Origin of the sequence: Halogeometricum limi, assembly GCF_900115785.1 — an archaeon.
Lineage (GTDB): Archaea > Halobacteriota > Halobacteria > Halobacteriales > Haloferacaceae > Halogeometricum > Halogeometricum limi.
The window spans coordinates 536,161-560,147 of record NZ_FOYS01000003.1; the positions used below are offsets into that span (position 1 = coordinate 536,161).

Below are 23,987 nucleotides of genomic sequence, written 5' to 3' on the forward strand. Positions count from 1 at the left end.
ACTGCGGCGCAATACTCATGTCCTCCCGGCAGGCATACCGAGGTATGACGACCGTACGTTGGCGTTTGTTCGCCGACCTCGCGGAGGTGGCCGGCGACAGAGAGACCACCGTCACCGTCGGAGACGGCGCGACGGTCGAAGACGCACTCGACGCACTGTTGGACGGACGGAACGGCCTCCGCGCCCGCGTCTTCGACGACGGCACCCTCGCGGACCACGTGAACCTCCTCCGGAACGGTGACGACGCGTCGCTCTCCGAGAGCGTGGAGGAAGACGACGAACTCGCGCTGTTTCCCCCGGTCAGCGGCGGTGCCAGCTCACACCATCGCGTCTGAGGGGACGTCTGGGTGGTCGCGGACGTACTCGACCAGCGTCCGAGCGTACGCGCCGAACGCCGGCGGCGACACGCCCGTCCCCGCCAAGTCGCGGCGCGCGTTCGGGCAGACGTAGCGCGTCGGGTGCGTGAAGTACGGCACGACGGCCGGGTCCACGCCGGTCCACCGGCGAACGCGCTCGACGGAGAGCACGCGAGTCAGGAGCGACTGCGACGTCGGCACCGAGAGGACGCGCCGGTCCGTCGCCGCGGCGAGGATACTCCGGACGTCGGCGACGGTGGGCGGGTGCGGGTCACACAGGTTGTACGTCGTGCCGACGGCGCGGTCCGTTCGCGAGAGGGCGTCGATAGCGTCGACGACGTAGTCGCGGGGGACGACGTTCAATTCCGTCGTCGTCGCGCCGCGGAGTCGCGGAAACACCGCGAGACGAGGCTGGCGAAGCAGGAACCGAATCAGGTAGTACGGCCCGTCGTACTTCTGCGTCTCGCCCGTCCGACTGTCGCCGACGGTTATCGCGGGGCGGTAGACGGTCGCCGCGAGTCCGTCGGCCATCCGGTCGCGGACGGCGACTTCGGCGAGATACTTCGTCTCCTCGTAGTGGTTGGTGAACGACTGGCCCTCCCGAAGCATCGCCTCGTCGAACACGCCGCCGTACCGGCCGCTGACGTAACAGGTGCTGACGTACTGGAGTCTCGCGTCCGCGCGTTCGGTGAAGTCGAGGACGCGTTCCGTTCCCTCGACGTTGACGCGCCTCGCGAGTTCGCGTTCGACGCCGAGGTCGTACACCGCCGCGAGGTGGAACACCTCGTCGGCGTCGTCCGCGAGTCTCTCGTACCGGTCGTCGGCGAGTCCCACCCTCGCGTCCGTCAGGTCGCCCTCGTGGAGTCGAATCCGGTCTGCCCAGTCCGTGCCCGCGATTTCGGCGGCGCGTCGCTCCGCTTCGTCTCGGTGGGCCGACTGCACGAGACAGTCGACGCGGTCGGTCCGGTCGAGGAGACGGTCGACCAGCGCGGACCCGAGAAAGCCCGGAAACCCCGTGAGGAAGACGCTCACTCGCCGCCGCCGCGTCGCCATGCGGTGAGTCGGTCGGTCAGTCGCGCGTTCGCGTTCAGGAAGAAGGTCCAGACGCCGCGGGGGACGCCCGAAGGCCGCGTGAGCGGGCGGCCTCGCTGTGTGGCGACGGTCTGGGACTCCGTGAAGCGCGTCATGCCGACTTCGCCGTGTCGGCGGCCGATACCGGAGTCGCCCACGCCGCCCATCGGGGCGTCCAGCGACGCCCACGCGGCCGCGTAGCCGTCGTTGACGTTCACCGTCCCGGCCTCGATTCGCTCTGCGACCTGTTCGGCGCGCGCGGTGTCCTCGGACCAGACGCTCGCGTTCAGTCCGTGCGGACCCTCGTTCGCCCGTTCGACGGCGTCGGCGATGCCCGACACCTCGTAGACGGCCGCGACGGGACCGAACGTCTCCTCGGTCGCACAGGTCATCTCGGGCGTCACGTCCGTCAGCACGGTCGGTTCGTAGGCGTACGGGCCGACGTCTTCGCGTCTCCGTCCGCCCGTCAGCACCGACGCGCCCTTCTCCGCGGCGTCCTCGACGTGCGATTCGACCTTCTCCAACTGCCGTTCGGAGGCGAGCGTTCCGACGTCGTAGTCGAAGTCGTACCCCGACCCGAGCGTGAGTCGGCGGGCCTCCTTCACGAACGCGTCCACGAACTCGTCTCTGACCTCGCCGTCGACGTAGATTCGCTCGATGGAGATGCACAACTGCCCCGCGTTCGAGAACGAGGCGTTCGCCGCGTTCCGGGCGGCGGCCTCCACGTCGGCGTCAGCGAGGACGAGCATCGGGTTCTTCCCGCCGAGTTCGAGCGAGCAGTCGACGAGGTTCCGTCCCGCGGTTTCGGCGACGACGCGGCCGACGTCGGTGCTCCCGGTGAAACAGACGTAGTCCGCTTCCTCCACCATCGACTCGCCGAGTTCGTCGCCGTAGCCGGTGACGACGGGGAAGAGGTCCTCCGGGAGGCCCGACTCGACGAGGAGTTCGCGGAGTCGAAGCGCCGAGAACGGCGTCCCCTCGTCGGGTTTCAGGACGACGGCGTTGCCCGCGAGGAGGGCGGGGACGGCGTCGGAGATGGCGAGCGTGAGCGGGTAGTTCCACGGCGAGATGATTCCGACGACGCCGACGGGGTGGCGGTGTTCCGTCGCTCGCGTGGCCACCGGGACGGCGCCGCCTCGCCGGCGACTCGACAGGTACGACCCGGCGTGGTTCGCGTAGTACCGCGTCGTCGCGGCGATGTCGATGGCCTCCTCGTGGGCGTCGACGCGCGACTTGCCCGTCTCGGCCTGTGCGACGTCCAACAGCGACGACTGCTCGTCGAGCACTCGGTCGTGGAACGCCTCGAAGACCGCGACCCGGTCGCGTAGCGGTCGGTCCGCCCACTCCGACTGCGCCTCCCGGGCGCGTTCGTAGGCGGCGCGAACGTCGTCTGCGTCACAGGCGGGAACCGTTCCGAGCGTCTCGCCGTCGAACGGTGACTCGACGGCGAGCGTGGGACGGTCCGAAACGGTGGTGACGTCGTCCGCGAGAGCGTCGAACTCGAACCGGCGGACGGTCGTCTGCGTCGAGAGCGTCATGGCTCTCAGTTCGGTCGGGTGCTGTATAAACGAGGTGAAACGTGAGAAGACGTCGCAGACTGCGCGGGGTCGAAGCGGGAGTCGCCGGTCAGTTAGGTCGCGGTCGGGCCGTGAACAGCGTCTGAACGATGCTGTAGGGGTCGTACACCGACTGGTGGCACTGGCAGTAGACGTCGTTCTCCGCGTTGAACTTCGCGGAGCCCTCGGTCTTGTACTTCGGGACGCAGCAGAAGTGCGTACACTTGTTCAGCCAGGCGACGAAGCCCTCCTGCGTGGAGGCCTCTATCCATGGGTCCTCCTCGGCTAACTCCATGATCTCTTCGGAGCGGATGACCTGGATGGGGATGACGTCCTCGGCGTCCTCGGAGCGCCAGCGACCGGTCGCGGGCTTGCCGAGGCCGGCCTGACCGACGCCGTTGCCCCACTCTCTGTAGTCCGAGAAGTCGTCGACGTGGAGGCGGTCGCCCTCCGAGTAGGCCTCGGACTGCCACGCGTACCCGGGGTTCGACCCCGAGACGAAGTAGTTGTCAGAGTCGTAGTCGGGTTGGATACCGCCGTAGGACTCGACGCCGCAGTACTGGAACCACTCCGAGGAGTAGGTGACGCCGGAGCCTTTGAAGTCCTCGGTCTCTGCGATTTGGACCGTGATACCGTTCTGCGTGACGCTTTTCACCTCGGGCCAGACGCCTTTGAGGTAGCCTTCGCTGTCTATCTCGAGGGGAATCTGCGGCATCCCGCGCGGGGCCGGTCCCGCGATGTTCTCGATGGCGTACGCCTGCGTCGACCCGCCGCCCGCACCGGGGGAAGTCGTCGCAGAGTTGATAGCGGCCGCGCCCGTCGCCCCGACGCCAGCGAGTGTCGCGCCCCCCACGACACCCTTGACGAACCGGCGACGACCCGAGTCGTCCGGGTACTTGTCGCTCATACTGGAACCTTCGTCCGGCCGGTAAAAAGCATGACGAAACCCACGTTCGCTCAGACCACCCGACGTGGAGGCGTCGCTGGTGCGGCAGTCGAATCCGCCGTCCTCACGAGGAGTCGCCGCGTCCGCGCGTCAACGCCCAGAGGACGAACACGAGGCCTTCGAGGCGGACGATGGGGTACACCCACGCCCGCGCCTCGGTGTCGCCCTTCGTCACGAGTTTCAGCCAGAAGTCCGTGAATTCCTTCGGGCGGAGCAGTTCGACGACGCCCAGACCGAGTGCGAGTGCTCTCAGGAGCATACCGGAGATAGGCCGCGAGCGGACAAGTGGATGGCGCCTCTCCGGGCAAAATTTTCTACCGACTCGTGGGCTTTTACACGCCGGCGAGTATACTTCGAGGTATGGAGTTACACACCAGAGACGTCAGACAGGACGTCCGAGAACTCGGGGCACTTCTCGGCGACGTCTTGGAGGCGCAGTCGTCCACGGAGTCGTTCCAGACGGTCGAAGACATCCGGACGGCCGCCATCGACTACCGCAAGGGCGACTTAGAGTCGCGGACGCGGCTGAGCCAAGTACTCGACGGACTCTCCCCGGACGGTGAGAGCGTCGTCGCACGCGCGTTCACCACGTACTTCGAACTCATCAACCTCGCGGAAGAGCGAGAGCGCGTCCGAACGATTCGCGAGTCCTCCCAAGAGGGCACGCTCGAAGACGGCCTCGTCGCCACCGTGGAGTCGTTCGCCGACGGCGACGCCGACCCGGAGACAGTCCAGCGCGTCCTGAACGACGTCCTCATCGAACCGACGTTCACCGCTCACCCGACGGAAGCGCGGCGGAAGACGGTCAAAGCGAAGCTTCGCGCCATCGCGGCCCGTATCGAGGAGATGGACGAACGGCGCCTCACCGACCGCGAGCGCCAGCAGTTGTGGCGAAAGGTCGACGCCGAAGTGACGAGCCTCTGGCAGACGTCGCAGGTCCGCGGGCGTCGCCCCGAACCGCAGGACGAGGCGCGGAACGTCCAGTGGTATCTCGAATCCATCCTGTTCGACGTCGTCGGCGAGGTGTACGCCGAGTTCGAGGACGTTCTGGCGGAGGAGTACCCCGAGGTGGACGTCCCGAAACTGTTCGAGTTCCGGTCGTGGGCCGGGTCGGACCGCGACGGCAATCCGTTCGTCACCCCTGAGGTGACGGAGGACACGCTGGAACGCCAGCGCTCCGTCGTCTTGGAGAAGTACAGCGACGCGCTGAAGGAACTCTCGGGCGTCCTCAGTCAGGACGGCTCGCGCGTCGAAGTGGGCTCGGACCTCGAACGGTCGCTCGTCGCCGACCGTGAGCGTCTCCCCGTCGTCGCCGCGGAGACGGAGGAACGCTACCCGAACGAGCCGTACCGACAGAAGCTGAAACTGATGCGCGAGCGTATCCGCCGCATCGAGGACGTCCGCCCCGACGGCTACGCGGGCCACGAGGAACTGCTCTCGGACCTCGAAGTCATCGACCAGAGCCTCCGGAACAACGGCGCGGAAGTCGTCGCCGACGAGTATCTCAGTCCGCTGATGCGACAGGTGGCCACGTTCGGCTTCACCCTCGCCAGTCTGGACCTGCGCGACCACCAGGAGAACCACACGGAGGCCGTCCACGAGGCGCTCTCGCAGGAGGGAATCGACTACCTCGGGCGCGACGAGGAGGGCCGTACCGAGGTGCTGACCGAGGCGATTCTCCAGGAGGAACCGCTTCTCGACTTCGAGAACCTCGAAGACCTCTCCGAGACGGGCCAGCGCGTCCTGACGCGCTTCGAGAAGCTCGGCGAGTGGCAGAAGGAGTACGGCGTCGGCGCCATCGACACCTACTGCATCTCGATGACCGAAGAGCCGAGCCACGTCCTCGAAGTGCTGTTCTTGGCGGACCAGGCGGGCGTCGTCTCGCTGCCGGACCACTGCGGACTCGACGTCGTCCCGCTTCTCGAAACCGAGTCGGCGCTCAACGGCGCGCGCCGCATCATGGGGACGCTCTTCGAGAACGAGGCGTACCAGAAGGTGCTGGCCGCCCGCAACGGCGTCCAGGAGATTATGCTCGGCTACTCCGACTCGAACAAGGAGAACGGCTACCTCGCGGCCAACTGGGACCTGTACAAGAACCAGCGCCGACTCGCCGACATCTGCGAGGACTTCGACGTGAAGATGCGTCTGTTCCACGGCCGCGGCGGTTCCATCTCTCGCGGCGGCGGCCCGATGAACGAGGCGATGCTGGCGCTCCCGAACGAGACGGTAACGGGCCAGATAAAGTTCACCGAGCAGGGCGAGGCCATCGCCGAGAAGTACGCCAACCCGCGCATCGCCGAACGCAACCTCGAACAGATGCTGAACGCGCAGGTTCGCGCGCGCCACGAGGCGCTCCACGAACCCGAGGACGACGTCCCCGACGAGTGGGCCGACGCGATGGATACGATGGCGACGGCGGCCAGAGCGGAGTACCGCGGCCTCTTGGAGTCCGACGGCTTCGTCTCGTACTTCGGACAGGCGACGCCCATCGGCGTCATCGAGGACCTGAACCTCGGCTCTCGCCCGGCCTCTCGCTCCGGCGAACGCACCGTCGAGGACCTGCGGGCCATTCCGTGGGTGTTCTCGTGGACGCAGTCGCGCTGTATCATCACCGGATGGTACGCGCTCGGAACGGGCATCCAGACGTACCTCGACGAGGGCGGCGACGTGGCGACGCTCCGCGAGATGTACGACGAGTGGCCGTTCTTCCGGACGACGCTCGACAACGCGTCGCTCGCACTCGCGCGAACGGACTTCGGCATCGCCGAACACTACGCGGCGCTCGCCGACGACGACCTGCGAGAGGCGTTCTACCCGCGCTTGCAGGACGAGTACGAACGCGCCCGCGACATCGTCTTGAACGTGAGCGGACGCGAGTCGCTCCTCAAGCGACAGTGGTTGGACGAGAGTCTCCGCCGCCGAAATCCGTACGTCGACCCGCTGAACCTGTTGCAGACGCACCTGCTGTCGCAGACGCACCGAACCGACGCCGAGGAACGGACGCTTCGGCTGACGGTGAAAGGTATCGCGGCGGGGATGAAAAACACCGGATAACCGTCGCGGGCGAACGAGGGACGCGACGCCCGCCGGTCGGGTGCCCCCCGTCGCCGCCCACCGGTGCGCGACGGTGCTACGGTTCTCTGATGTCGTACTGCGACCCGCACTCCGGACAGACGGTGCGTGCGGCCCGATACTCTGGTTTCAATCGTCGACGTGCGCCCCCCGTACGAGCGTCTGTCGGACACGGTGCCTCCACCATCTGCCCACAGTGTGGGCACGCCACCACGGCCACTCCCATGTTCGAAATCTATGACGAATATTTGTAAGCTTTACTGCCTCGAGCGGACCTGTCTCCCACCGAGACGGTCTTAGCGGCGTGATAACGAGTGTCTCGATGTCACGATTTCGTCCGGGCCGGCGGTCGGGTCAGACCTGGTTCCACGGCGCCTCGTCGAAGTCGACGATGCGCGTCCGCTCCTCGATTCCGTCTATCTTCTCGACGTCTTCGTCGTCCAGTTCGAGTTCGAGGGCGCCGACGTTCTCGCGGATGTGGTCGGGGGAGGCGGCCTTCGGGATGGCCGTGACGTTCTCTTTCTGCATCAACCACGCCAGCGACACCTGCGCCGCACTCGCCTCGTGCTTTTCGGCGACCGCCTGAATCTCCTCGACGTCCGCCACCTGACCGCGGGCGATGGGGCAGTAGGCGACCAGTTGGTGGTCGTGTTCGACGGCGAACTCGTGCAGTTCCTCCTGCGGGAGCATCGGATGCATCTCGACCTGGTGGGCGTACAGCGGTGCGTCCAGTGTGTCGATGGCCTCCTCTAGCTGGTCCGGGCGGAAGTTGCTCAGACCCACGCGCTCTATCACGCCCTCGTCGACGAGTTCGTCGAGGGCCGGGAGCGTCTCGTCGGGGTCGTAGGTGTTGATCGGCCAGTGGACGTACATCAGGTCGATGCTGTCCACCTGAAGTTTCTCCGCGCTCTCGTGCGTCGAGTCGAGGACGTCGTCGAAGCCGAGGTTGTCGGTGTCTATCTTCGAGGCGAGAAACACCTCGTCGCGGTCGACGCCCGCCAGGCCCTCGGCGACGTACTCCTCGTTGTCGTAGCCCTGGGCGGTGTCGACGTGTTCGTAGCCGACCTCCATCGCGAGTTCGACGGCGTCGACGCACTCGTCTCGCTCGTCCATCTGGTAGGTGCCGAAGCCGAGTTCGGGGATGTCCATATCCGGTGGCTCTCGCGCCGCGGTGTCAACGGCACCGGTCGCGGCAGAGGACGCTGGTTCTCGACACTGGTTCCCGCAGTCGGCCGACCGCAAGCCGGTACGAATAACCCTCCGTCGGTCGAACGTGGAGACATGACCGACGACGCTCGACTCCTCGTCTACGGTGCCTACGGATACACCGGCCGTCTCGTCGCCGAAGAAGCGGCCGAACGCGACTTCGACGTGGTCCTCGCGGGCCGCGACGAGGTGAAGACCCGAGAGGTCGCCACCGAACTCGACCTGCCGTATCGGACGTTCGACGTGTCGCAGACGGCCAACCTCCTAGACGACGTTTCGGTCGTCCTCAACTGCGCCGGGCCGTTCGCCGAGACGGCGGACCACGTGGTCGACGCCTGCATCGAGACGGGGACGCACTACCTCGACATCACGGGCGAACTCCCCGTCTTCGAGCGCATCAAACGCCGCGGCGACGAGGCCGAAGCGGCCGGCGTCACCCTCCTCCCCGGCGTCGGGTTCGACGTGGTGCCGACGGACTGTCTCGCCGCCCACCTGAAAGACCGACTGCCGGACGCGACGCACCTCACGCTCGCGCTCGAATCGGACGGCGGCGTCTCGCCGGGAACGCTCAAGACCGCACTCGGCGACATGAGCGGCGGCGGTGCCGTGCGACGGGACGGTGACCTCCGGTGGACCCCCGTCGGCCACAAGACCCGCGCCATCGACTTCGGCGACGGCCTCCACCGGGCCGTCACCATCCCGTGGGGCGACGTGTCGACGGCGTACTTCACGACCGGAATCCCGAACATCGAAGTCTACCTCTCGCTGCCCGCCGGCGGCCGCCGCGCTCTCACCGCGACGCGCTATCTCGGCGGCGTCTTGGAGTCGACCCCCGTCAAATCGGTGCTCCGACGCCTCGTCGAGACGTACGTCGAGGGTCCGGACGAAGAGAAGCGCTCCACCAGTGAGGCCCGCATCTGGGGCGAAGTCCGCACCTCGCGCGAACGTCTCGTCTCCCGCCTCCGGACGCCAGACACGTACGAGGTCACCGTCGAGGCGGCACTGCTCTGCGCGGAGAGAGTCCTCGCGGGCGACGCCCCGACGGGGTACCAGACGCCCGCGGCGGCGTTCGGCCCGGACCTGATTCTCGAAGTCCCGGGCGTCGAACGCGTCGACCTGAAAGACGACGAAGTCGTCGCCCGGCAGTCGGGGCCGGAACGCGAGGCGGCGGACGCGGCACTCGGCGACGACGCGGACGCGGAGACGGCGGACGCGGGAGACGACCACGCGGCCGCAGACGCCGGTGCCGAGGGCGATGGACCGACGCCGCGCGCCCTCTCGGACGACGCGGAACCCGCGATTCGCCGCCGCGAGACCGAAGCGGGCACCGTCGAGGACGAGTAGGTCGGTTCAGACGAGTTCGACCGGGTCGAGACCGGTTCGCTCGGCGAACCCGGCGAGTTCCTCGGCGAGTGGTTCCACGTCCTCGGGCGCGTGCGCGTCGGACCCGAGGGTGAACGAGACGCCTCTGTCGCGAAGGACGTCGAAGAACGCTGGCGTCGGGTGGAACTCGCCGTACTCGCGGCGGACGCGCCCGGCGTTCACCTCGGGGACCGTTCGCGACGCCGCGAACGCGTCGGCGACCCGTTCGTACTGTTCTCGGGTCGCCAGCCCCCTGAGTGCGGGAGTTCGCTCTATCAGGTCGGGATGTGCGGCTATCTCGAACAGTTCCGAGTCGACGAGAGAGACGAGTCTGTCGAAGTACGTCTCGACCAGTTCGCGGCGACGGCGTTCCGGAAGGGCGGCGAAGTGGTCGGCGTCGTGGACGTTCCGCCCGTCGAGTTCGTGGACGCTCCCGACGGCGTAGTCGAAGTCGGCGTCGGCGAGGAACGAGCGAATCTCGGCCTCGGACGCGGGGTCGTAGTCGACTTCGGCGGCGTCGAAGATGCGGAGGTCGAACTCCGAACGCAGCGAGTCGAGCGCCTCGCGTCGGCGTTCGTACGTCACGTCGAAGTTGAAGCCGTACTCGCGGCGAGCCTGGACCGCCCAGTCGGCGTCGAGCACCATGCAGTGGTCGGCGATACCGACGCCCGAGAGGCCCGCGTTCTCGGCGGCGGCGAGCATCGACCGAAGGAACCCGCCGTCTGAGTAGTTCGAGTGGAGGTGGTAGTCGTACACGTTCGAGGAGCGATACGGCGTGGGGGCGGTAGTAGCTTCGGACGCGACGGCCACGGACGGACCTCTCAGCGCAGGACAACGTGGGTCGCTCTGGCAAAGAATCGGTCGCTCCGAAACGGTTTTGAGGTGCGCTGGCACACACTCGGTATGCCGAAGGAACCCGAAACCGGGTACGACCCCTCGTTGGGTCGGAAGTTCATTTTCGTAACCGGAGGCGTGATGTCGGGGTTGGGCAAGGGCATCACCGCCGCCAGTACGGGCCGACTGCTCTCGAACGCCGGGTTCGACGTGACGGCGGTCAAAGTCGACCCGTACCTGAACGTCGACGCGGGGACGATGAACCCGTACCAACACGGCGAGGTGTACGTCCTGAAAGACGGCGGGGAAGTCGACCTCGACCTGGGGAACTACGAGCGCTTCCTCGGAGTGGACATGACCTCCGACCACAACGTCACGACGGGGAAGACGTACCAGCACGTCATCCAGAAAGAACGCGCCGGAGACTATCTCGGAAAGACCGTCCAGATAATCCCGCACGTCACCGACGACATCAAGCGGCGCATCCGCGAGGCGGCCGCGGGGACGGACGTCTGCATCGTCGAAGTCGGGGGCACCGTCGGCGACATCGAGGGAATGCCGTTCCTCGAATCGCTCCGCCAGTTCGCCCACGAGGAAGAGGACGAGGACATCCTGTTCACGCACGTCACCCTTGTCCCGTACTCGAAGAACGGCGAGCAGAAGACCAAGCCAACGCAGCACTCGGTGAAGGAACTGCGGAGCATCGGTCTGCAACCCGACATCCTCGTCGGCCGCAGTTCGAACGAACTCGACCCCGAGACGAAAGAGAAGATAGCGCTGTTCTGCGACGTGCCCACCGAGGCCGTCTTCTCGAACTCCGACGTGGAAGACATCTACCACGTTCCCCTGATGGTAGAAGAGGAGGGACTCGACGAGTACGTCATGGACCGCCTCGGCCTGGCCGGGGAGGCACTCCCGAAGGCGGACCGGGACAGTCGCTGGCGCGAACTCGTCACCCGAGAGCGCGAACAGGAGGTCGACATCGCCCTGGTCGGCAAGTACGACCTCGAAGACGCGTACATGTCGGTCAACGAGGCGCTGAAGCACGCCGGTATCGAGACGAAAACCGACGTGAACGTGCTCTGGGTCGACTCCGACGAGATGCTCGACAAGCACACGAATCGTCTGAAAGAGGCCGACGGCGTCGTCGTCCCCGGCGGGTTCGGCACGCGCGGGACGGCCGGGAAGATAGAGGCCATCCGCTACTGCCGCGAGAACGACGTTCCCTTCCTCGGACTCTGTCTGGGTTTCCAGATGGCCGTCGTCGAACACGCGCGCAACGTCCTCGGCTACGAGGACGCGCACTCGGTCGAACTCGACCCCGACACGTCCTACCCGGTCATCGACCTCCTGCCCGAACAGTACGAGACCGAAGACATGGGCGGGACGATGCGCCTCGGCGCGCACGAGACGGACATCGCCGCGGACTCGTTGGCCGCGCACGTCTACGGCGACACCGTCTGCACGGAACGGCACCGCCACCGCTACGAGGTCGCTCCCGACCGAATCGACGAACTCGAAGACGGGGCACTGACGTTCTCCGGGCGTGCAGACAACCGCATGGAGATACTCGAACGAACGGACCACCCGTACTTCCTCGGAACGCAGTTCCACCCCGAGTTCCGGTCCCGCCCGGACCGCGCGAGTCCGCCGTTCCTCGGCTTCGTGCGCGCCGTCCTCGACGAACTGGACGCCCGTGACCTCGTCGCGGACCCGGAGGTGCAGGCCTGATGGTCGACACCGACTCCTTCATCGAAGAGGCCAAAGAAGAGATTCGCGAGACGGTCGGCGACGCGCACGCCATCATCGCCCTCTCGGGCGGCGTCGACTCCTCCGTCGCCGCCGCGTTGGCGTACGAGGCCATCGGCGAGCAACTCACGCCCGTCTACGTCGACACCGGCCTGATGCGCAAAGGCGAGACAGACCAGATTCGCGAGACGTTCTCGTTCATGGAGAGCCTCCGCATCGTCGACGCGGAGGACCGCTTCCTCGACGAACTCGAAGGCGTCGTCGACCCCGAGAGGAAACGCGAAGCCATCGGCGCGCAGTTCATTCGCGAGTTCGAACGCGAGGCGCGCGACACCGACGCCGACTACCTCGTGCAGGGGACCATCTACCCCGACCGCATCGAGTCCGAAGGCAACATCAAATCGCACCACAACGTCGGCGGCCTGCCGGACGTCGTGGACTTCGAGGGCATCGTCGAACCCGTCCGCGACCTGTACAAAGACGAGGTGCGAGAGGTCGCTCGCGCACTCGGCCTCGAATCGGTCGTCGCCGAACGGATGCCGTTCCCCGGCCCCGGACTCGCCGTCCGCATCGTCGGCGAGGTGACGAAGGAGAAAGTCGAGGTGGCCCGCGACGCGTGCCACGTCGTCGAGGAGGAAGTCGAGAAACACGACCCGTGGCAGGCGTTCGGTGCCGTCGTCGGCAAGGCCACCGGCGTGAAAGGCGACAACCGCGTTCACGGCTGGATCGTCGCCGTTCGCTCCGTGGAATCGCGCGACGGGATGACCGCGCGCGCCCAGGAACTGCCGTGGGAGACGCTCCAGCGCATCCAGTCGCGCATCACGGGGCAGAACGAGAACGTCGCGCGCGTCGTCTACGACGTAACACACAAGCCGCCTGCGACCATCGAGTACGAATGACCGTGCTCATCGCAGGACCAGACGAAGACGGCCTCGGCGACGCGTTGACCGACCTCGGCGTCGAGTTGGTGCGCGTCGAAGGAATCGCGAACCGCGACACCCTCGTCGACGCCGGCGTCGAAACCGCGGAGACGCTCGTCCTCACCGACATGGACGACGCCTCCAGCATCCCCGTCGCGCGCGAAGCGAACCCGAACATCCGCGTCGTCGCCTACTCGCGCGACTCGCTCCCGGAGTACGCGCGCGGACAGGCGGACCTCTCCGTGGACCCCGACCTCCTCGCGGCCGACGTGGTCGCAGAGGAACTCGTCGGCGCGTAGGCCGAGCGAGAACTCAGACGGGAGCGGACACGGCGTCGTCGGCGGAGCGTGCGGCCTCTTTTCCCGCCTCTATCGGGCTGTCGCTCCCGCCGTCGACCGCTCTCTCGTACGCTTCGACGAACGCCTTCGCGACCCGTCGGGCCGCCTCGAACCCCTCGGTGTGCGCGAACGGTTCGTTCCCTTCTTCTCCCTCTCGAACGACGGAGACGCCGTACCGTTCGGTCTCGGCGTGTTCCGTGTTCGGGTCGACCGGTCGAAGCCACAGCGACGGCGACCGGGCGTCGTCGCTCACCCGGTCGAACCGCGTCACCGGACGCGGGTCGTACTTCTGGTGGACGTGTTCGTCCGCGTCGGCTTCGGCCCAGTTCGCGTGCGGAGCGTCGTCGTTGGTTGGCACGTCCGTGCGTCGGGTCCGGAGCGAACTATCCCTTCGGGCCGGCGTCGCCCGGTGCGCACGACAGGCGTCAGACGATTTAGCCGAATCAACGTCGATTAATGCCTGCCTACACGCTGTAAACGGCTAAATCCGGTATCAGGGTCGGCCCGGTTGAAGTACCTCCCGTCCCAAGGAACGAGTGCGGTGACGCGGCGTGCGCATCGCAGTCGGACGGCGACGCGACTCCGGCGGCCCGCAGCGAGTCGCCGCGGTCGGCGCGTGTCCCCGCACGCGTCGTCGCCCATCCCGACGGTGGAGCGTGAACGCGCCGTCCCCGAGGCGCGTACGATGTCGAACCCGTGGATTGCTCCCACCCCACCCCGTCCACGACTCGACATCGGCCCCACAGGCAGACGCACCCACCACCCACCACCCACCCGACACCCCCCCACAGGCAGACGCACTCACCACCCACCCGACACCCCCACAGGCAGACGCACTCACCACCCACCCGACACCCCCACAGGCAGACGCACCCCATCAGACTCCCCGCATTCGGTCCTCCCTGCGACCCCGTTGGCACTGTTCGAATCCGCAGTTGCGGACAGTTCGTGAAGCCCGAACGAACCGGGAACTCACACGTATATCCGGCGACCGTGTCTCCCTAGTTCACATGCAATTCTGTGACGAGTGCGGTTCGCTCATGCACACGGAGGGCGACGCGTGGGTGTGTCGCTCGTGCGAGTACGAGGAGCCGAGGGACTCGCAAGCCGAAGCGGCGATGGCGACCCGGGACGGACAGCAGGACGACGGGGCACCGACCGTGGTCGACGCGACTCAGGGCTCATCCGAGACGGTGCGGGAGCCGTGCCCGGCGGACGACTGCGACAGCGGCCGGGCCTACTACGAGATGATGCCGAAGCCGGGCGGCTCCTACGAGGTTCGGCTGTTCACCTGCGTCGAGTGCGGCCACAAGTGGCGCGACTCCTGACGGAACTCGCACCCGGAGTGCGAACCGCTCGTCCGGAGGGCGCCGACCAGAGTTGCCACCGCCGAAACCCACATACTCGACGGTCGGATAGTTGGCCCGATGAGCGTCCGCGTCTCGACCGGTGCCCGCCTCCACTTCGGCTTTCTCAACCTGAGTCTCGCTCACCAGCGACTGTACGGCGGACTCGGCGTCGGACTCGACGAACCGCGGACCACCGTCGTCGCCGAACCGGCCGAGGCCGTCCGGTGTCGCGATAGCGACGCCCGCGCGTACGTCGAACGCGCCGTCGACATCCTCGACGTGCCCGGTGCCGACGTGGACGTGGAGTCGACGCTCCCGCGACACGCCGGACTCGGAAGCGGGACGCAACTCGCGCTGGCCGTCCTCGACGCCGTCGCGCGGGCACACGACCGCGACGTGTCCGTTCGAGCGCTCGCGCCGCGTCTCGGACGCGGCGGGCGGTCGGGCATCGGCGTCGCCACCTTCGAGACGGGCGGCGTCCTCGTCGACGCCGGCCACCCGACGGCGCGCTTTACGACCGACCGGCCCGCCGACGGCGACTGGACCGTCCCGGCCGTCGCCGCGCGCCACCCCGTCCCGGATGACTGGCGGTTCCTCGTCGTCGTCCCCGACGCCGACCCCGGACAGAGCGGCGAGGAGGAGGACGAGAGCATGCGCTCCGTCGTCGAACGCGCCGACCCCGCCGTCGCCGACCGAATCTCCGGCGTCCTCTCGCGTCGGCTGCTCCCGGCCGTCGCCGACGGGAGTGCCGCGCGCTTCGGCGAGGCGGTCGCGGAGATGGGCCGTCTCAACGGCACGTGGTACGCCGACGAACAGGGCGGCGTCTACCGCCCGCCCGTCGGCGAACTCGTCGCCTCGCTGGAGGACGACCCGGCGTGCTACGGCGCTGGACAGTCCTCGTGGGGGCCGGCCGTCTACGGCGTCACGGACGCGGCACACGTCGACGAGGCGCGCGCGGCGGGCCGCGAAGCACTGGCCGCCGCCGGCGTCGGCGGCGAGGTACTCGTGGTCCGCGGACGGAACACGGGAGCGTCGGTAGACGGAGACACAGTCGCGGACGGGAACGAGAGAGCAGACGCGGGCGGAGATGCGGACGCGGACGACGGCCCGAGTCCCCGAAACGGTTAACGGACGGGACGGTGAGAGGCGGACATGGAGAGTATTCCGTTCGGCGTCTCCCGCCTCGACCGCATCGTCGACGGCGGCGCACCACCCGGTTCGGTCGTCCTCCTCGTCGGCGAACCCGGAGCCGGTGCCCGCGAGTTCGTGTTCACGAGTGCGACGATGAACGCCCTCCACGGCGTCGACGACGACCTGTTCGAACTCTACTACGGCGACGTACACGAAGAGTCAGTCCCGCCGAACGAGGTTCACTACCTGTCGTTCACCGCCGACGAGTCGAGTCTCCGACAGGAGATGTCGTACGTGTTCGACGACACCATCGTCGACACCGCGGGCGACCGAATCCGCTTTCGAGACTTCTCCGCGGAGTACTTCCGTCCGAGTCCCATCCCGCACGAGTGGTACGCGGGCGAGGCGAAGACGCTCCGTGACCTCGGCGAACGCCACAGCGGCGAACCCGTGCTGACCGCCCTCGGTGACTACTTGGACGACAACGCCGCGGACAACCTCGTCGTCATCGACTCCGTCACGGACCTCGTGGCGGCCGTCTCCGACGACATGTCGTGGAACGACCTCTCGATGGTGATGCGCGGCATCACGAAGGCCGCACACCGGTGGGGCGGTCTCATCCTCGCCGTCGTGAGTCGCGACACGCTCGAACCCACGCAACTCGGACACCTGATGGACGCCGTCGACGGCACCCTCCAGTTCCAGTGGGAGACGGGCGGGTCGAAACGAGCGCGAACCCTCGTCGTCCAGGAGTTCCGCGGCGTCCTCTCGCGTCTGGAATCCGAGGATATCGTCCGGTTCGAGACGCAGATTCACGACGGCGGCTTCGACGTGAGCGACGTGCGGAAGATCCGTTGACCTCCTATCAGTTCGAAAATACGACACCACCGCAGACAATATTTAAGTTAGAATAGCGTAACGTTCGGACGAATGGGAGGGGAACGGGTGGAGACCACCTCGGACGAACTCGAACGGTGGGCCGAACAGAAAGCATCGGAACTGGGGACGAGTCGCGCGGACGTGACGGCGCGCGCACTCGCCGCGTACCGGATGGTCGACGAGAGTCGAGAGCGCGGGCCGAACCCGCTTCGGCGGGTCCAAGAACGACTGACCGCCGTCGACGGCCGCGTCTCGTCCGTCGAGACGGACCTCGACGAGAAGGTGACGGACCTCCGAAACCGCGTTATCCAAGTCAAGCGCGAGGCGGACGCGAAAGCGCCGGAAGCGCACGCACATCCCGAGTTGCAGGATACTATCGACGACGCCCTCGACGCCGTCGACGACGTGGCGAACGACGTCTCGGCGCTCGAACGGCGGATGGACCGCGGCTTCGAAAACTACGAGGACATCTTAGAGTACCTCACGGACGCCACCGAAGAGACCGAGGACCGCCTCGAAGCGGCGGTCGGTGTCGTCGTCGAACTCCGGCGACGCGTCGAGGACTTAGAGGGCTTCGACGCGGAACGCGCGGCCGTCGGTGACCTCAAGCGCGAGGCGAACCGCGCCGGCGTCTCGACGGCGAAGTGCGAATCCTGCTCCGAGACGGTCAAAATTGCCCTGCTGGAGGCACCGTACTGCCCGCACTGCGGCGAGACGCTCGCGGGCGTCGAACCCAAACGGCGACTGCTCGGGTCGTCGTGGCTCACGACCGGAACCCGCCCCGCACTCGAAGAACCTGAGACCGAGGAGGGGGACCGGACGGCGTCCACCGGTGAATCCGGATTCGAGTGGGGAGGGACCTGACGGATGCCCGACGAGAACGAGACTGAACCCGTCGCCGACTCCCCGTTCGAATCGGCGACGATAGCCGACGAGTCGGAGCCGGAGGCGGCGGCCGACGACGCCCGCAACGGTGACGCTCGCGGCGACGACGCGAACGCGAAGGAGGACGCTGACGACGGCGACGAACCACTCGCCGAACTCGCCGCGCGCATCGAGCGCCGACGGAACGGAGACGACGGACCGGCGGGCGCGGCGGACTCGCCCCCCGAGTCGCCGTTCGAGACGATGGCCGTGGAGGCGGTGGACACGGATTCACTGTGGACGGAACTGGCGGGCGAGTCCGAGCAGGCGTCCGGCGTCGGCGTCGGCGAGGCCGCACGGACCGCCGGCGAAGACTCCCGCGGCAACGTGGACCACGTCGTCTCGAAGCGCGCGTTCTGCCAGCAGTGTCCGCACTTCACCGACCCGCCCGAACTCGCCTGCGGTCACGACCGAACGTCTATCGTGGAAGTCGTCGACGCCGACCACTTCCGCGTCCGGAACTGCCCGATGGTCGACGACTGAGCCGAGGCGCACGACATTAGTGTCTGAGGTGGGTTAGTCCGACCATGCAGTTCTGTGAGGAGTGCGGTTCGATGATGCACAATCAGGACGGCGAGATGGTCTGTGCGAGTTGCGGCGCGACGCAGACGCAGGATTCGGACCTCGCCGAACAGTACGTCTCGACGGAGGCGCAGGACGACTCGGACGTCATCGAGACGGAGGAGGGCGCGGACTTCGAGGGCAAACCGACGGCGACTGACGTGACCTGCGACGACTGTGGCCACGGCGAGGCGTGGTACACCATCAAACAGACCGGCGCGGCCGACGAACCGCCGACGCGATTCTTCAAGTGCAAGGAATGCGGAAAGCGCTGGCGCGGCTACAACTGACGACGCGACACGTTCTTGTCATCTCGGCGTGATTTCCGAACGATGACCCTCCGCTCGCGTCTCCAGCACCGACTCCGCCCGTGGCACGCCGTGATGCTCGCCGTGTTTCTCGCTGGGGCGGCGTTTTCGCTCCGCGACGGCGACTACGCCCCGTTTCGCGTCCTCGCCGCCGTCGTCGCCGGTCTGTTCACGCTCGTTCTGTTTCAGTTCACCGTCGGCAACCTCTGGGCGTACGCCGTCGAGTACCACAACGCGGGCGGCAGTTGGACCGACGCCCCGTTCCTCGCGCCGTTCGCCGCCGGCGGCGGCGCCGGCGCGGTGACGCTCTTCTACACGGACAGTCTCGGCGCGGCGGCGTGGGCGGCGTTCTGGACGTTCGCCGTCGTCGCGGCAGTCGTCGCGGGCGCCGCGTGGTTCCTCGCGGGTTACCGCGACTCCGCCGCCTGAAGCCACGGGACCAAGAACTCCGAAACCGTCGTCGCCACCGTCGCGCTCTGTCCGACGAAGAAGTGGTCCGCGTCGAGTTCGGCGACCGACTGCTCGAACTCGCGGGCGCGTTCGGCGACGAGGTGGGCCTCGGCGACGTCGTCGCGCGTGCCGTACACCACCTGCACGGGAACCGGAATCTCGGGGAACGAGTCGACCACGTCCAAATCGTCGGCGAGTCGGTGCGCCGGGGCGAGAGCGGAGACGGCCGACACCGCCGCGCCGTCGGCGGCGGCCAAGAGCGCCATCGCACCGCCGAAGCTGAACCCGAACAGAGCGACGTGGTCGTATCGCTCTCCGGCCCACTCGACGGCGCGGCGGGTGTCGGAGCGTTCGCCGTAGCCTTCGTCCCACGGCCCGTAGTCGAAGCGAAGGCAGTCGACGCCGCGTTCGCCCAGTTCGTCGCCCACCGCCACGAGTCGCTCGTCGCCGCGGTGGCCGCGGTGCTGGGGATGGGGCGGACAGGCGACGACGACGGCGTCCGCTCGGTCGTCGTCGGGGTCGTTCGCGGCCGTATCGAGCGTCGCGCGGACGTCGCGACCACCCGGAACGAGGACAGTCTGGGTCACGGGACATCTTGACCGCGTGAGGTTTTAAGGCCAGCGTGAACAAGATACAGGCATGGGAATCCTCTCACGCACGTCTTACGTCATCCGGTCGAAGATCAACTCCATCCTGAATCGAGCGGAGGACCCCTCGGAGACGCTGGACTACTCCTACGAGAAGATGCGTGACCAACTCCAGCAGGTCAAACAGGGTATCGCCGACCTGACGACGCAGAAGAAGCGACTGGAGATTCAGAAGCGTCGTCTCGAAGAGAACGTGGAGAAGCACAACGACCAGGCCCGCGAGGCGGTTCGACAGGACCGCGACGACTTGGCTCGACGCGCCTTAGAGAAGAAGCAGGCGAAGATGAGCCAGATAGAGGAGTTGGAGACGCAGATAGCCAACTTACAGGAGACGCAGGACGGCCTCGTCGACAAGAAGAACCAACTCCAGAACCGCATCGAAGAGTTCCGCACGAAGAAGGAGACGATGAAGGCGCGCTACGAGGCCGCAGAGGCGTCCTCTCGCGTCTCCGAGGCGATGTCCGGCGTCGGCGACGAGATGGGCGACGTGGGCCGCGCCCTCGAACGCGCGGAGGACCAGACCGACGAAATGGAGGCCCGTTCGGCCGCGATGGACGAACTCGTCGACACCGGCGCGTTCGACGACGTGATGTCGGACAAGGACGCCATCGACCGCGAACTCTCCACGGGTCGGTCGAACGCCGAAGTCGACGGCGAACTGGAGACGCTGAAAGCGGAGATGGGTAAGTCCGCCGCCCCGTCCGAAGACGCCGAGACGGAATCGTCGAGCGCGGACGTGGACGAGGAACTCGAAGAGATGGACGTGGCCGAAGAGGACGTCGAAGCCGAACTCGAAGAGCTGAAGAACGAAGACGACGCCTGACTCCTCTCAGTGTTTTCCTCTCTCGTCCGACCGACCGCGAGTGGCCACGGTAGCTTTACGCTTTCTCTCGAAAGGTGTAGGTGACCGATGTCGAAAGACGACGACCGGGAGACGTCCGACCGAGGCGGGACGGGCGACGCCGGGAGCGGTACCGGAGACGGTGACGGGCCACAGAACGACCGCGAGGCCGCCGAAGAAGCGGCCGAAACCCGACGTGAGAGCGAGGGCGGCGACGCCGACGCCGACGCCGACAGAACTGGCGGCGACGACGGTGAGGATGTCGACGAGGATGCGAGCGACGATTCCGACGAGGACGCGAGCGACGCTGATTCCGACGAGGACGCGAGCGACGAGCGAGAGGGCGAACCCAGCGACACGATGCGAAAACGCGCCGGCGAGAGTCGCATCAAACTCTGGTACCTCCTCGACGCGAACCGGTGGTTCGTCTCGATGATTCCGCTGGCGGTGATTTTCTTGGCCGCCCTCGTCTTCGGCGTCCTCGACCCCGCACCGCTCGTGTCCGCGGTCCGCACCGGCGACCCCATCGAGACGCTGTTTCAGGCGTTCGTGACGGCGACTATCACCGGCGTCACCCTCGTCGTCTCCATCAACTCGCTCGTCCTCTCGCAGGAACTCGGCCCCCTCGGCGACCAACGGGACCGCATGGAGGGCGCGATGGCGTTCCGCAGCGACGTCGAAGACGACTTAGAGGTACCCGCGGCCCCGCCGGAACCGTCGGCGTTCCTCCGCGCACTCGTCGATGCCGTCCAGAACCGCGCGAACGACCTGCAAGAGACCTCCGCCGGCGACGACGAGAACGAAGAGCGCATCGCCGCGTACGTCGAGAGTCTCGTCTCGCACTCCGAGGAGGTGTCGAACGAACTCGAAGAAGAGCAGTTCGGGACGTTCGACGTGTTGCTCGCGGCGCTCGATTTCAACTACTCGTGGAAGATTTATCAGGCGCGCCGTCTCCGGAACGAGTTTCGCGACGGTCTCAGCGAAGAGGCGCGCAACGCCTTAGACGAGGTGGTGAACACGCTCACCTACTTCGGCCCCGCCCGAGAGCACTTCAAGACGCTGTACTTCCAGTGGGAGCTCATCAACCTCTCGCGAGCGATGCTGTACGCCTCGATTCCGTCGCTCACGGTGTCCTCGCTGGCGATTCTGTATCTCAACAACATCGGGTCGATAACGGGGGCGACCGCCGGCGTCCACAACCTCGTCATCGTCGTCTCGCTGACGACGGTGGTCGCACTGTTACCGTTCGCCGTCCTCCTCTCGTTCATGCTCCGCATCGCCACCGTCGCGAAGCGGACGCTCTCCATCGGGCCGTTCATCCTGCGGTCGGCCAGTCGGTCCGAGGACCTCGACTGGGAGTAGCGGGGTCAGCGCGGTTGCGCGCCCGTCCCGCTTCGACCGACGTCTCGCAGACGAATCTCGCCCGCGTCGATGGGGACGCCGTCGTATCCGTCTTCGTCGAGCAGTAACGCGCCGTCGAGGTCGGCGTAGTCGAGCAACGGCGCGAGGTGGCACGCGGCGGCGATGGCGGCGTTCGACTCGATCATACAGCCGAGCATGACCTCCAGTCCGTGCGCGCGAGCGGTGTGTATCATCCGTTTCGCCTCCGCGAGGCCGCCGCACTTCATCAGTTTCAGGTTCACGATGTCCGTCCGGTCGGCGACGCGCGGGACGTCCGCGAGCGTGACGCAGGACTCGTCGGCGGCGATGGGCAGCGCGGACCGTTCGTAGACGAACTTCAGTCCCTCCGGGTCCGACGCGGGCACGGGTTGCTCGACGAACTCCACGTCGTAGTCGGCGAGCGTCTCAGACATCGCGACGGCCTCGCGAGGCGTCCACGCCTCGTTCGCGTCCACGCGAATCGTCGCGTCGGGCGCGGCGTCGCGAACGGTGTCGACTATCTCCTCGTCGCGGTCGGTCCCGAGTTTCACCTTCAACACGGAGTAGCCGTCGTCGACGGCGGCTTCCGTCTTCTCGCGCATCGTCTCCGTCTCGTCTAACCCGACGGTGAACGACGTCGTCGGGGCTTCCGTCGGGTCGAGTCCCCACAGGCGGTAGAGCGGGAGGCCGAGGCGCTTCGACGCGAGGTCGTGGAGTGCGATGCTCACGGCCGCGCGCGCCGACGGGTTCCCCGCCACGCGTTCGCGCATCAGTCGCTCGATGCGGGCGTGTCCGTGGGGGTCGCCGACCGACTCGACGACGTCGAGGAGTTCCGGGAGAACCGCCTCGACGGTGTCGGCCGTCTCGCCGTAGTGCGCCGAGGGGGCGGCCGCCCCGATACCGGTCATCCCGCCGTCGTCGGTGACGCGGACGACGACGTTCTCCGCCTCGGTCTGCGTGCTCCGCGAGATGGTGAACGCGTCGGCCAGCGGGTACGAGACGCGTTCGAACTCGGTCGTCAAGAGCACGGTCAGTCCTCCAGAATCGCGTCCAGCACCTCGTCGGCGTCGAAGCGAACGAGGTCCGTCGCGGGCGCGTCCAGTTCGTCGGCGTAGGCGTCGACGGCGTCGCGGGCGTCGGCGTCGTCGAGGTGCGAGGTGTTCAACGCGCCGGCGACGACTTTCGACTCGTGGACGGGCGCCGACAGCGACTCGTAGAGGTCGACGTACTCGGAGACGGGCGGGATGTCGAACGACTCGTAGCCGTGGATTGCCTCGCGGCCCTCGACGTGACAGAGGACGAGCGAGTCGGCCATCGCGCCGTGGAGGATGCCGCAGGTGACCGCGGAGTACGCCGGGTGCGTGATGCTCCCCTGTCCCTCGACGAACAGCACGTCGTAGTCGTCGCCCATCTCAAGAATCATCTCCTCGACGGCTCCCGCGGTGAAGTCCGAGACCACGCGGTCGATAGGGTTGCCCCACCCCGCTATCATGATTCCCGTCTGTCCCGTCGGGACGAACCCGGCGTCGATACCGCGTTCGCGGGCCGCCTCGACCAGTTCCAAGGAGACGGTCATCTTCCCGACCGAACAGTCGGTCCCGACGGTGAGAACCACGTCGGCGTCGACGTCCGCGGACGTCCCCTGCGCCACCGAGAGGTCCTCGTGCGGCTTTCGGACGTCGTTCAGGTCGACGCCGTGGTCGGCCGCGAGGCGGGCGAACTCCTCGTCGTCCGAGAGGAAGTAGTGCAGTCCGGCGATGACGTCACAGCCGCGTTCGATGGCCGTTCGGACGTCCTCGCGCCACGACTCGTCGAAGCCGCCGCCGATGGGTGCGATGCCGACGAGGAGGGCGTCCGCGTCGGGCGCGTCGTCCATCGAGGCGACGATGGGCACGTCCGGTAAGTCCGCGCGGTGGTCGCGCGCCGTGGTGCCGGGGTTGTCTCTGTCGAGGACGGCGACCACGTCGTAGTCGGCGTACTTGAGGACGCCCGTCGCCGTCTTCGCTCGGTCCGGAAACTTCTCGTGTGCGAGGACGACGACCCGGTCTGGGCCGTCGTCGGTCCGTGCGGCAGTCATCGTGCGAGTGACGACGGCGACGGAGGGCTT

General features: G+C 67.2%; 25 protein-coding genes. 15 read left to right on the top strand and 10 right to left on the bottom strand.

All coding sequences use genetic code 11. The features are described 5' to 3' along the window. Positions 1 to 44: 44 nt before the first annotated feature. A complete protein-coding gene (locus tag BM282_RS11425) occupies positions 45 to 335 on the top strand; it encodes a ubiquitin-like small modifier protein 1 (RefSeq protein WP_089880867.1) in 291 nt (96 codons plus the stop codon). Here the strand turns inward: BM282_RS11425 and BM282_RS11430 are convergent. From BM282_RS11430 to BM282_RS11445, 4 genes are all read right to left on the bottom strand, one after another. Beyond that, positions 318 to 1,409 carry an SDR family oxidoreductase gene (locus tag BM282_RS11430; RefSeq protein WP_175501497.1) on the bottom strand — a complete coding sequence of 364 codons (1,092 nt, stop codon included), beginning with the start codon at positions 1,407 to 1,409 and terminating at the stop codon, positions 318 to 320. The genes BM282_RS11425 and BM282_RS11430 overlap by 18 nt on opposite strands. Next, positions 1,385 to 2,965 carry a succinic semialdehyde dehydrogenase gene (locus BM282_RS11435; RefSeq protein ID WP_089880870.1) on the bottom strand — a complete coding sequence of 527 codons (1,581 nt, stop codon included), beginning with the start codon at positions 2,963 to 2,965 and terminating at the stop codon, positions 1,385 to 1,387. Before BM282_RS11435 ends, BM282_RS11430 begins: the two co-directional genes overlap by 25 nt. Positions 2,966 to 3,053: 88 nt before the next feature. Then, complete coding sequence (locus BM282_RS11440) at positions 3,054 to 3,890, bottom strand: Rieske 2Fe-2S domain-containing protein (protein ID WP_089880872.1); 837 nt, start codon at positions 3,888 to 3,890, stop codon at positions 3,054 to 3,056. Between the two features lie 103 nt (positions 3,891 to 3,993). Beyond that, positions 3,994 to 4,188, bottom strand: coding sequence for a hypothetical protein (locus tag BM282_RS11445; RefSeq protein WP_089880875.1), 195 nt, complete (start codon positions 4,186 to 4,188; stop codon positions 3,994 to 3,996). Between the two features lie 101 nt (positions 4,189 to 4,289). Between BM282_RS11445 and ppc the strand changes: the two genes are divergently transcribed. Beyond that, positions 4,290 to 6,983, top strand: a complete 2,694-nt coding sequence (gene ppc / locus BM282_RS11450; RefSeq protein ID WP_089880878.1) for a phosphoenolpyruvate carboxylase — start codon at positions 4,290 to 4,292, stop codon at positions 6,981 to 6,983. Positions 6,984 to 7,355: 372 nt separating this feature from the next. On the opposite strand, the gene BM282_RS11455 is transcribed toward ppc, so the two are convergent. After that, positions 7,356 to 8,150, bottom strand: a complete 795-nt coding sequence (locus tag BM282_RS11455) for an aldo/keto reductase (RefSeq protein WP_089880880.1) — start codon at positions 8,148 to 8,150, stop codon at positions 7,356 to 7,358. A gap of 132 nt (positions 8,151 to 8,282) precedes the next feature. Between BM282_RS11455 and BM282_RS11460 the strand changes: the two genes are divergently transcribed. Next, on the top strand, positions 8,283 to 9,551 hold the full coding sequence (locus BM282_RS11460; RefSeq protein WP_089880883.1) for a saccharopine dehydrogenase family protein: 1,269 nt from the start codon (positions 8,283 to 8,285) through the stop codon (positions 9,549 to 9,551). A 6-nt stretch (positions 9,552 to 9,557) separates the two neighbouring features. On the opposite strand, the gene BM282_RS11465 is transcribed toward BM282_RS11460, so the two are convergent. After that, positions 9,558 to 10,325: a PHP domain-containing protein gene (locus tag BM282_RS11465; RefSeq protein ID WP_089880886.1), complete on the bottom strand. Its 768-nt coding sequence runs from the start codon at positions 10,323 to 10,325 to the stop codon at positions 9,558 to 9,560. Between the two features lie 147 nt (positions 10,326 to 10,472). On the opposite strand from BM282_RS11465, the gene pyrG reads away from it, so the two are divergent. The 3 genes from pyrG to BM282_RS11480 are packed head-to-tail and all read left to right on the top strand — an operon-like array spanning position 10,473 to position 13,371. Next, positions 10,473 to 12,134, top strand: a complete 1,662-nt coding sequence (pyrG, locus tag BM282_RS11470) for a glutamine hydrolyzing CTP synthase (protein WP_089880889.1) — start codon at positions 10,473 to 10,475, stop codon at positions 12,132 to 12,134. Further along, positions 12,134 to 13,051 carry a glutamine-hydrolyzing GMP synthase gene (gene guaA / locus BM282_RS11475; protein WP_089880892.1) on the top strand — a complete coding sequence of 306 codons (918 nt, stop codon included), beginning with the start codon at positions 12,134 to 12,136 and terminating at the stop codon, positions 13,049 to 13,051. Before pyrG ends, guaA begins: the two co-directional genes overlap by 1 nt. After that, complete coding sequence (locus tag BM282_RS11480) at positions 13,048 to 13,371, top strand: DUF7126 family protein (protein ID WP_089880893.1); 324 nt, start codon at positions 13,048 to 13,050, stop codon at positions 13,369 to 13,371. The genes guaA and BM282_RS11480 overlap by 4 nt, the downstream gene beginning before the upstream one ends. A gap of 13 nt (positions 13,372 to 13,384) precedes the next feature. On the opposite strand, the gene BM282_RS11485 is transcribed toward BM282_RS11480, so the two are convergent. After that, on the bottom strand, positions 13,385 to 13,768 hold the full coding sequence (locus tag BM282_RS11485) for a hypothetical protein (RefSeq protein WP_089880896.1): 384 nt from the start codon (positions 13,766 to 13,768) through the stop codon (positions 13,385 to 13,387). A gap of 652 nt (positions 13,769 to 14,420) precedes the next feature. Here BM282_RS11485 and BM282_RS11490 point away from each other — a divergent pair. From BM282_RS11490 to BM282_RS11520, 7 genes are all read left to right on the top strand, one after another. Further along, positions 14,421 to 14,738, top strand: a complete 318-nt coding sequence (locus tag BM282_RS11490; RefSeq protein WP_089880898.1) for an RPA12/RPB9/RPC11 RNA polymerase family protein — start codon at positions 14,421 to 14,423, stop codon at positions 14,736 to 14,738. A 99-nt stretch (positions 14,739 to 14,837) separates the two neighbouring features. After that, entirely contained in the window at positions 14,838 to 15,887 is a 1,050-nt protein-coding gene (locus BM282_RS11495) for a beta-ribofuranosylaminobenzene 5'-phosphate synthase family protein (RefSeq protein ID WP_089880900.1), read from the top strand. 24 nt (positions 15,888 to 15,911) lie between these two features. Beyond that, on the top strand, positions 15,912 to 16,748 hold the full coding sequence (locus tag BM282_RS11500) for an RAD55 family ATPase (protein WP_089880902.1): 837 nt from the start codon (positions 15,912 to 15,914) through the stop codon (positions 16,746 to 16,748). A gap of 72 nt (positions 16,749 to 16,820) precedes the next feature. Next, complete coding sequence (locus tag BM282_RS11505; RefSeq protein ID WP_089880904.1) at positions 16,821 to 17,633, top strand: hypothetical protein; 813 nt, start codon at positions 16,821 to 16,823, stop codon at positions 17,631 to 17,633. Between the two features lie 3 nt (positions 17,634 to 17,636). After that, positions 17,637 to 18,176 (top strand): hypothetical protein, encoded by a 540-nt coding sequence (locus BM282_RS11510; protein ID WP_089880906.1) that lies wholly within the window; start codon positions 17,637 to 17,639, stop codon positions 18,174 to 18,176. Between the two features lie 44 nt (positions 18,177 to 18,220). Beyond that, positions 18,221 to 18,544, top strand: a complete 324-nt coding sequence (locus BM282_RS11515; RefSeq protein WP_089880909.1) for a transcription factor S — start codon at positions 18,221 to 18,223, stop codon at positions 18,542 to 18,544. A gap of 42 nt (positions 18,545 to 18,586) precedes the next feature. Continuing rightward, complete coding sequence (locus BM282_RS11520; protein ID WP_175501499.1) at positions 18,587 to 18,991, top strand: hypothetical protein; 405 nt, start codon at positions 18,587 to 18,589, stop codon at positions 18,989 to 18,991. Here the strand turns inward: BM282_RS11520 and BM282_RS11525 are convergent. After that, positions 18,970 to 19,599 (bottom strand): dienelactone hydrolase family protein, encoded by a 630-nt coding sequence (locus BM282_RS11525; RefSeq protein WP_089880912.1) that lies wholly within the window; start codon positions 19,597 to 19,599, stop codon positions 18,970 to 18,972. The genes BM282_RS11520 and BM282_RS11525 overlap by 22 nt on opposite strands. Before the next feature lie 52 nt (positions 19,600 to 19,651). On the opposite strand from BM282_RS11525, the gene BM282_RS11530 reads away from it, so the two are divergent. After that, on the top strand, positions 19,652 to 20,482 hold the full coding sequence (locus BM282_RS11530) for a PspA/IM30 family protein (RefSeq protein ID WP_089880914.1): 831 nt from the start codon (positions 19,652 to 19,654) through the stop codon (positions 20,480 to 20,482). A 378-nt stretch (positions 20,483 to 20,860) separates the two neighbouring features. Further along, entirely contained in the window at positions 20,861 to 21,862 is a 1,002-nt protein-coding gene (locus tag BM282_RS11535; protein ID WP_089881178.1) for a hypothetical protein, read from the top strand. 5 nt (positions 21,863 to 21,867) lie between these two features. Here BM282_RS11535 and BM282_RS11540 read toward each other — a convergent pair whose 3' ends face one another. Both BM282_RS11540 and BM282_RS11545 read right to left on the bottom strand, forming a co-directional pair. Then, the gene (locus BM282_RS11540) at positions 21,868 to 22,908 is read right to left on the bottom strand and encodes a dipeptide epimerase (RefSeq protein ID WP_089880916.1); all 1,041 of its coding nucleotides are present in this window, start codon (positions 22,906 to 22,908) and stop codon (positions 21,868 to 21,870) included. A gap of 2 nt (positions 22,909 to 22,910) precedes the next feature. Next, the gene (locus BM282_RS11545; RefSeq protein ID WP_089880918.1) at positions 22,911 to 23,957 is read right to left on the bottom strand and encodes a DUF1611 domain-containing protein; all 1,047 of its coding nucleotides are present in this window, start codon (positions 23,955 to 23,957) and stop codon (positions 22,911 to 22,913) included. Between the last annotated feature and the right edge of the window lie 30 nt (positions 23,958 to 23,987).

What these genes read in the sequence shown, in the direction of transcription:
- BM282_RS11500 (WP_089880902.1), top strand. Translation starts at nt 15,912, where the DNA reads ATGGAGAGTATTCCGTTCGGCGTCTCCCGCCTCGACCGCATCGTCGAC.
- BM282_RS11480 (WP_089880893.1), top strand. Translation starts at nt 13,048, where the DNA reads ATGACCGTGCTCATCGCAGGACCAGACGAAGACGGCCTCGGCGACGCG.
- BM282_RS11455 (WP_089880880.1), bottom strand. Translation starts at nt 8,150, where the DNA reads ATGGACATCCCCGAACTCGGCTTCGGCACCTACCAGATGGACGAGCGA.
- BM282_RS11530 (WP_089880914.1), top strand. Translation starts at nt 19,652, where the DNA reads ATGGGAATCCTCTCACGCACGTCTTACGTCATCCGGTCGAAGATCAAC.
- BM282_RS11545 (WP_089880918.1), bottom strand. Translation starts at nt 23,957, where the DNA reads ATGACTGCCGCACGGACCGACGACGGCCCAGACCGGGTCGTCGTCCTC.
- BM282_RS11445 (WP_089880875.1), bottom strand. Translation starts at nt 4,188, where the DNA reads ATGCTCCTGAGAGCACTCGCACTCGGTCTGGGCGTCGTCGAACTGCTC.
- BM282_RS11510 (WP_089880906.1), top strand. Translation starts at nt 17,637, where the DNA reads ATGCCCGACGAGAACGAGACTGAACCCGTCGCCGACTCCCCGTTCGAA.
- BM282_RS11425 (WP_089880867.1), top strand. Translation starts at nt 45, where the DNA reads ATGACGACCGTACGTTGGCGTTTGTTCGCCGACCTCGCGGAGGTGGCC.
- BM282_RS11535 (WP_089881178.1), top strand. Translation starts at nt 20,861, where the DNA reads ATGCGAAAACGCGCCGGCGAGAGTCGCATCAAACTCTGGTACCTCCTC.
- BM282_RS11440 (WP_089880872.1), bottom strand. Translation starts at nt 3,890, where the DNA reads ATGAGCGACAAGTACCCGGACGACTCGGGTCGTCGCCGGTTCGTCAAG.
- ppc (WP_089880878.1), top strand. Translation starts at nt 4,290, where the DNA reads ATGGAGTTACACACCAGAGACGTCAGACAGGACGTCCGAGAACTCGGG.
- BM282_RS11515 (WP_089880909.1), top strand. Translation starts at nt 18,221, where the DNA reads ATGCAGTTCTGTGAGGAGTGCGGTTCGATGATGCACAATCAGGACGGC.
- BM282_RS11435 (WP_089880870.1), bottom strand. Translation starts at nt 2,965, where the DNA reads ATGACGCTCTCGACGCAGACGACCGTCCGCCGGTTCGAGTTCGACGCT.
- BM282_RS11520 (WP_175501499.1), top strand. Translation starts at nt 18,587, where the DNA reads ATGACCCTCCGCTCGCGTCTCCAGCACCGACTCCGCCCGTGGCACGCC.
- pyrG (WP_089880889.1), top strand. Translation starts at nt 10,473, where the DNA reads ATGCCGAAGGAACCCGAAACCGGGTACGACCCCTCGTTGGGTCGGAAG.
- BM282_RS11460 (WP_089880883.1), top strand. Translation starts at nt 8,283, where the DNA reads ATGACCGACGACGCTCGACTCCTCGTCTACGGTGCCTACGGATACACC.
- BM282_RS11430 (WP_175501497.1), bottom strand. Translation starts at nt 1,409, where the DNA reads ATGGCGACGCGGCGGCGGCGAGTGAGCGTCTTCCTCACGGGGTTTCCG.
- guaA (WP_089880892.1), top strand. Translation starts at nt 12,134, where the DNA reads ATGGTCGACACCGACTCCTTCATCGAAGAGGCCAAAGAAGAGATTCGC.
- BM282_RS11495 (WP_089880900.1), top strand. Translation starts at nt 14,838, where the DNA reads ATGAGCGTCCGCGTCTCGACCGGTGCCCGCCTCCACTTCGGCTTTCTC.
- BM282_RS11505 (WP_089880904.1), top strand. Translation starts at nt 16,821, where the DNA reads ATGGGAGGGGAACGGGTGGAGACCACCTCGGACGAACTCGAACGGTGG.
- BM282_RS11490 (WP_089880898.1), top strand. Translation starts at nt 14,421, where the DNA reads ATGCAATTCTGTGACGAGTGCGGTTCGCTCATGCACACGGAGGGCGAC.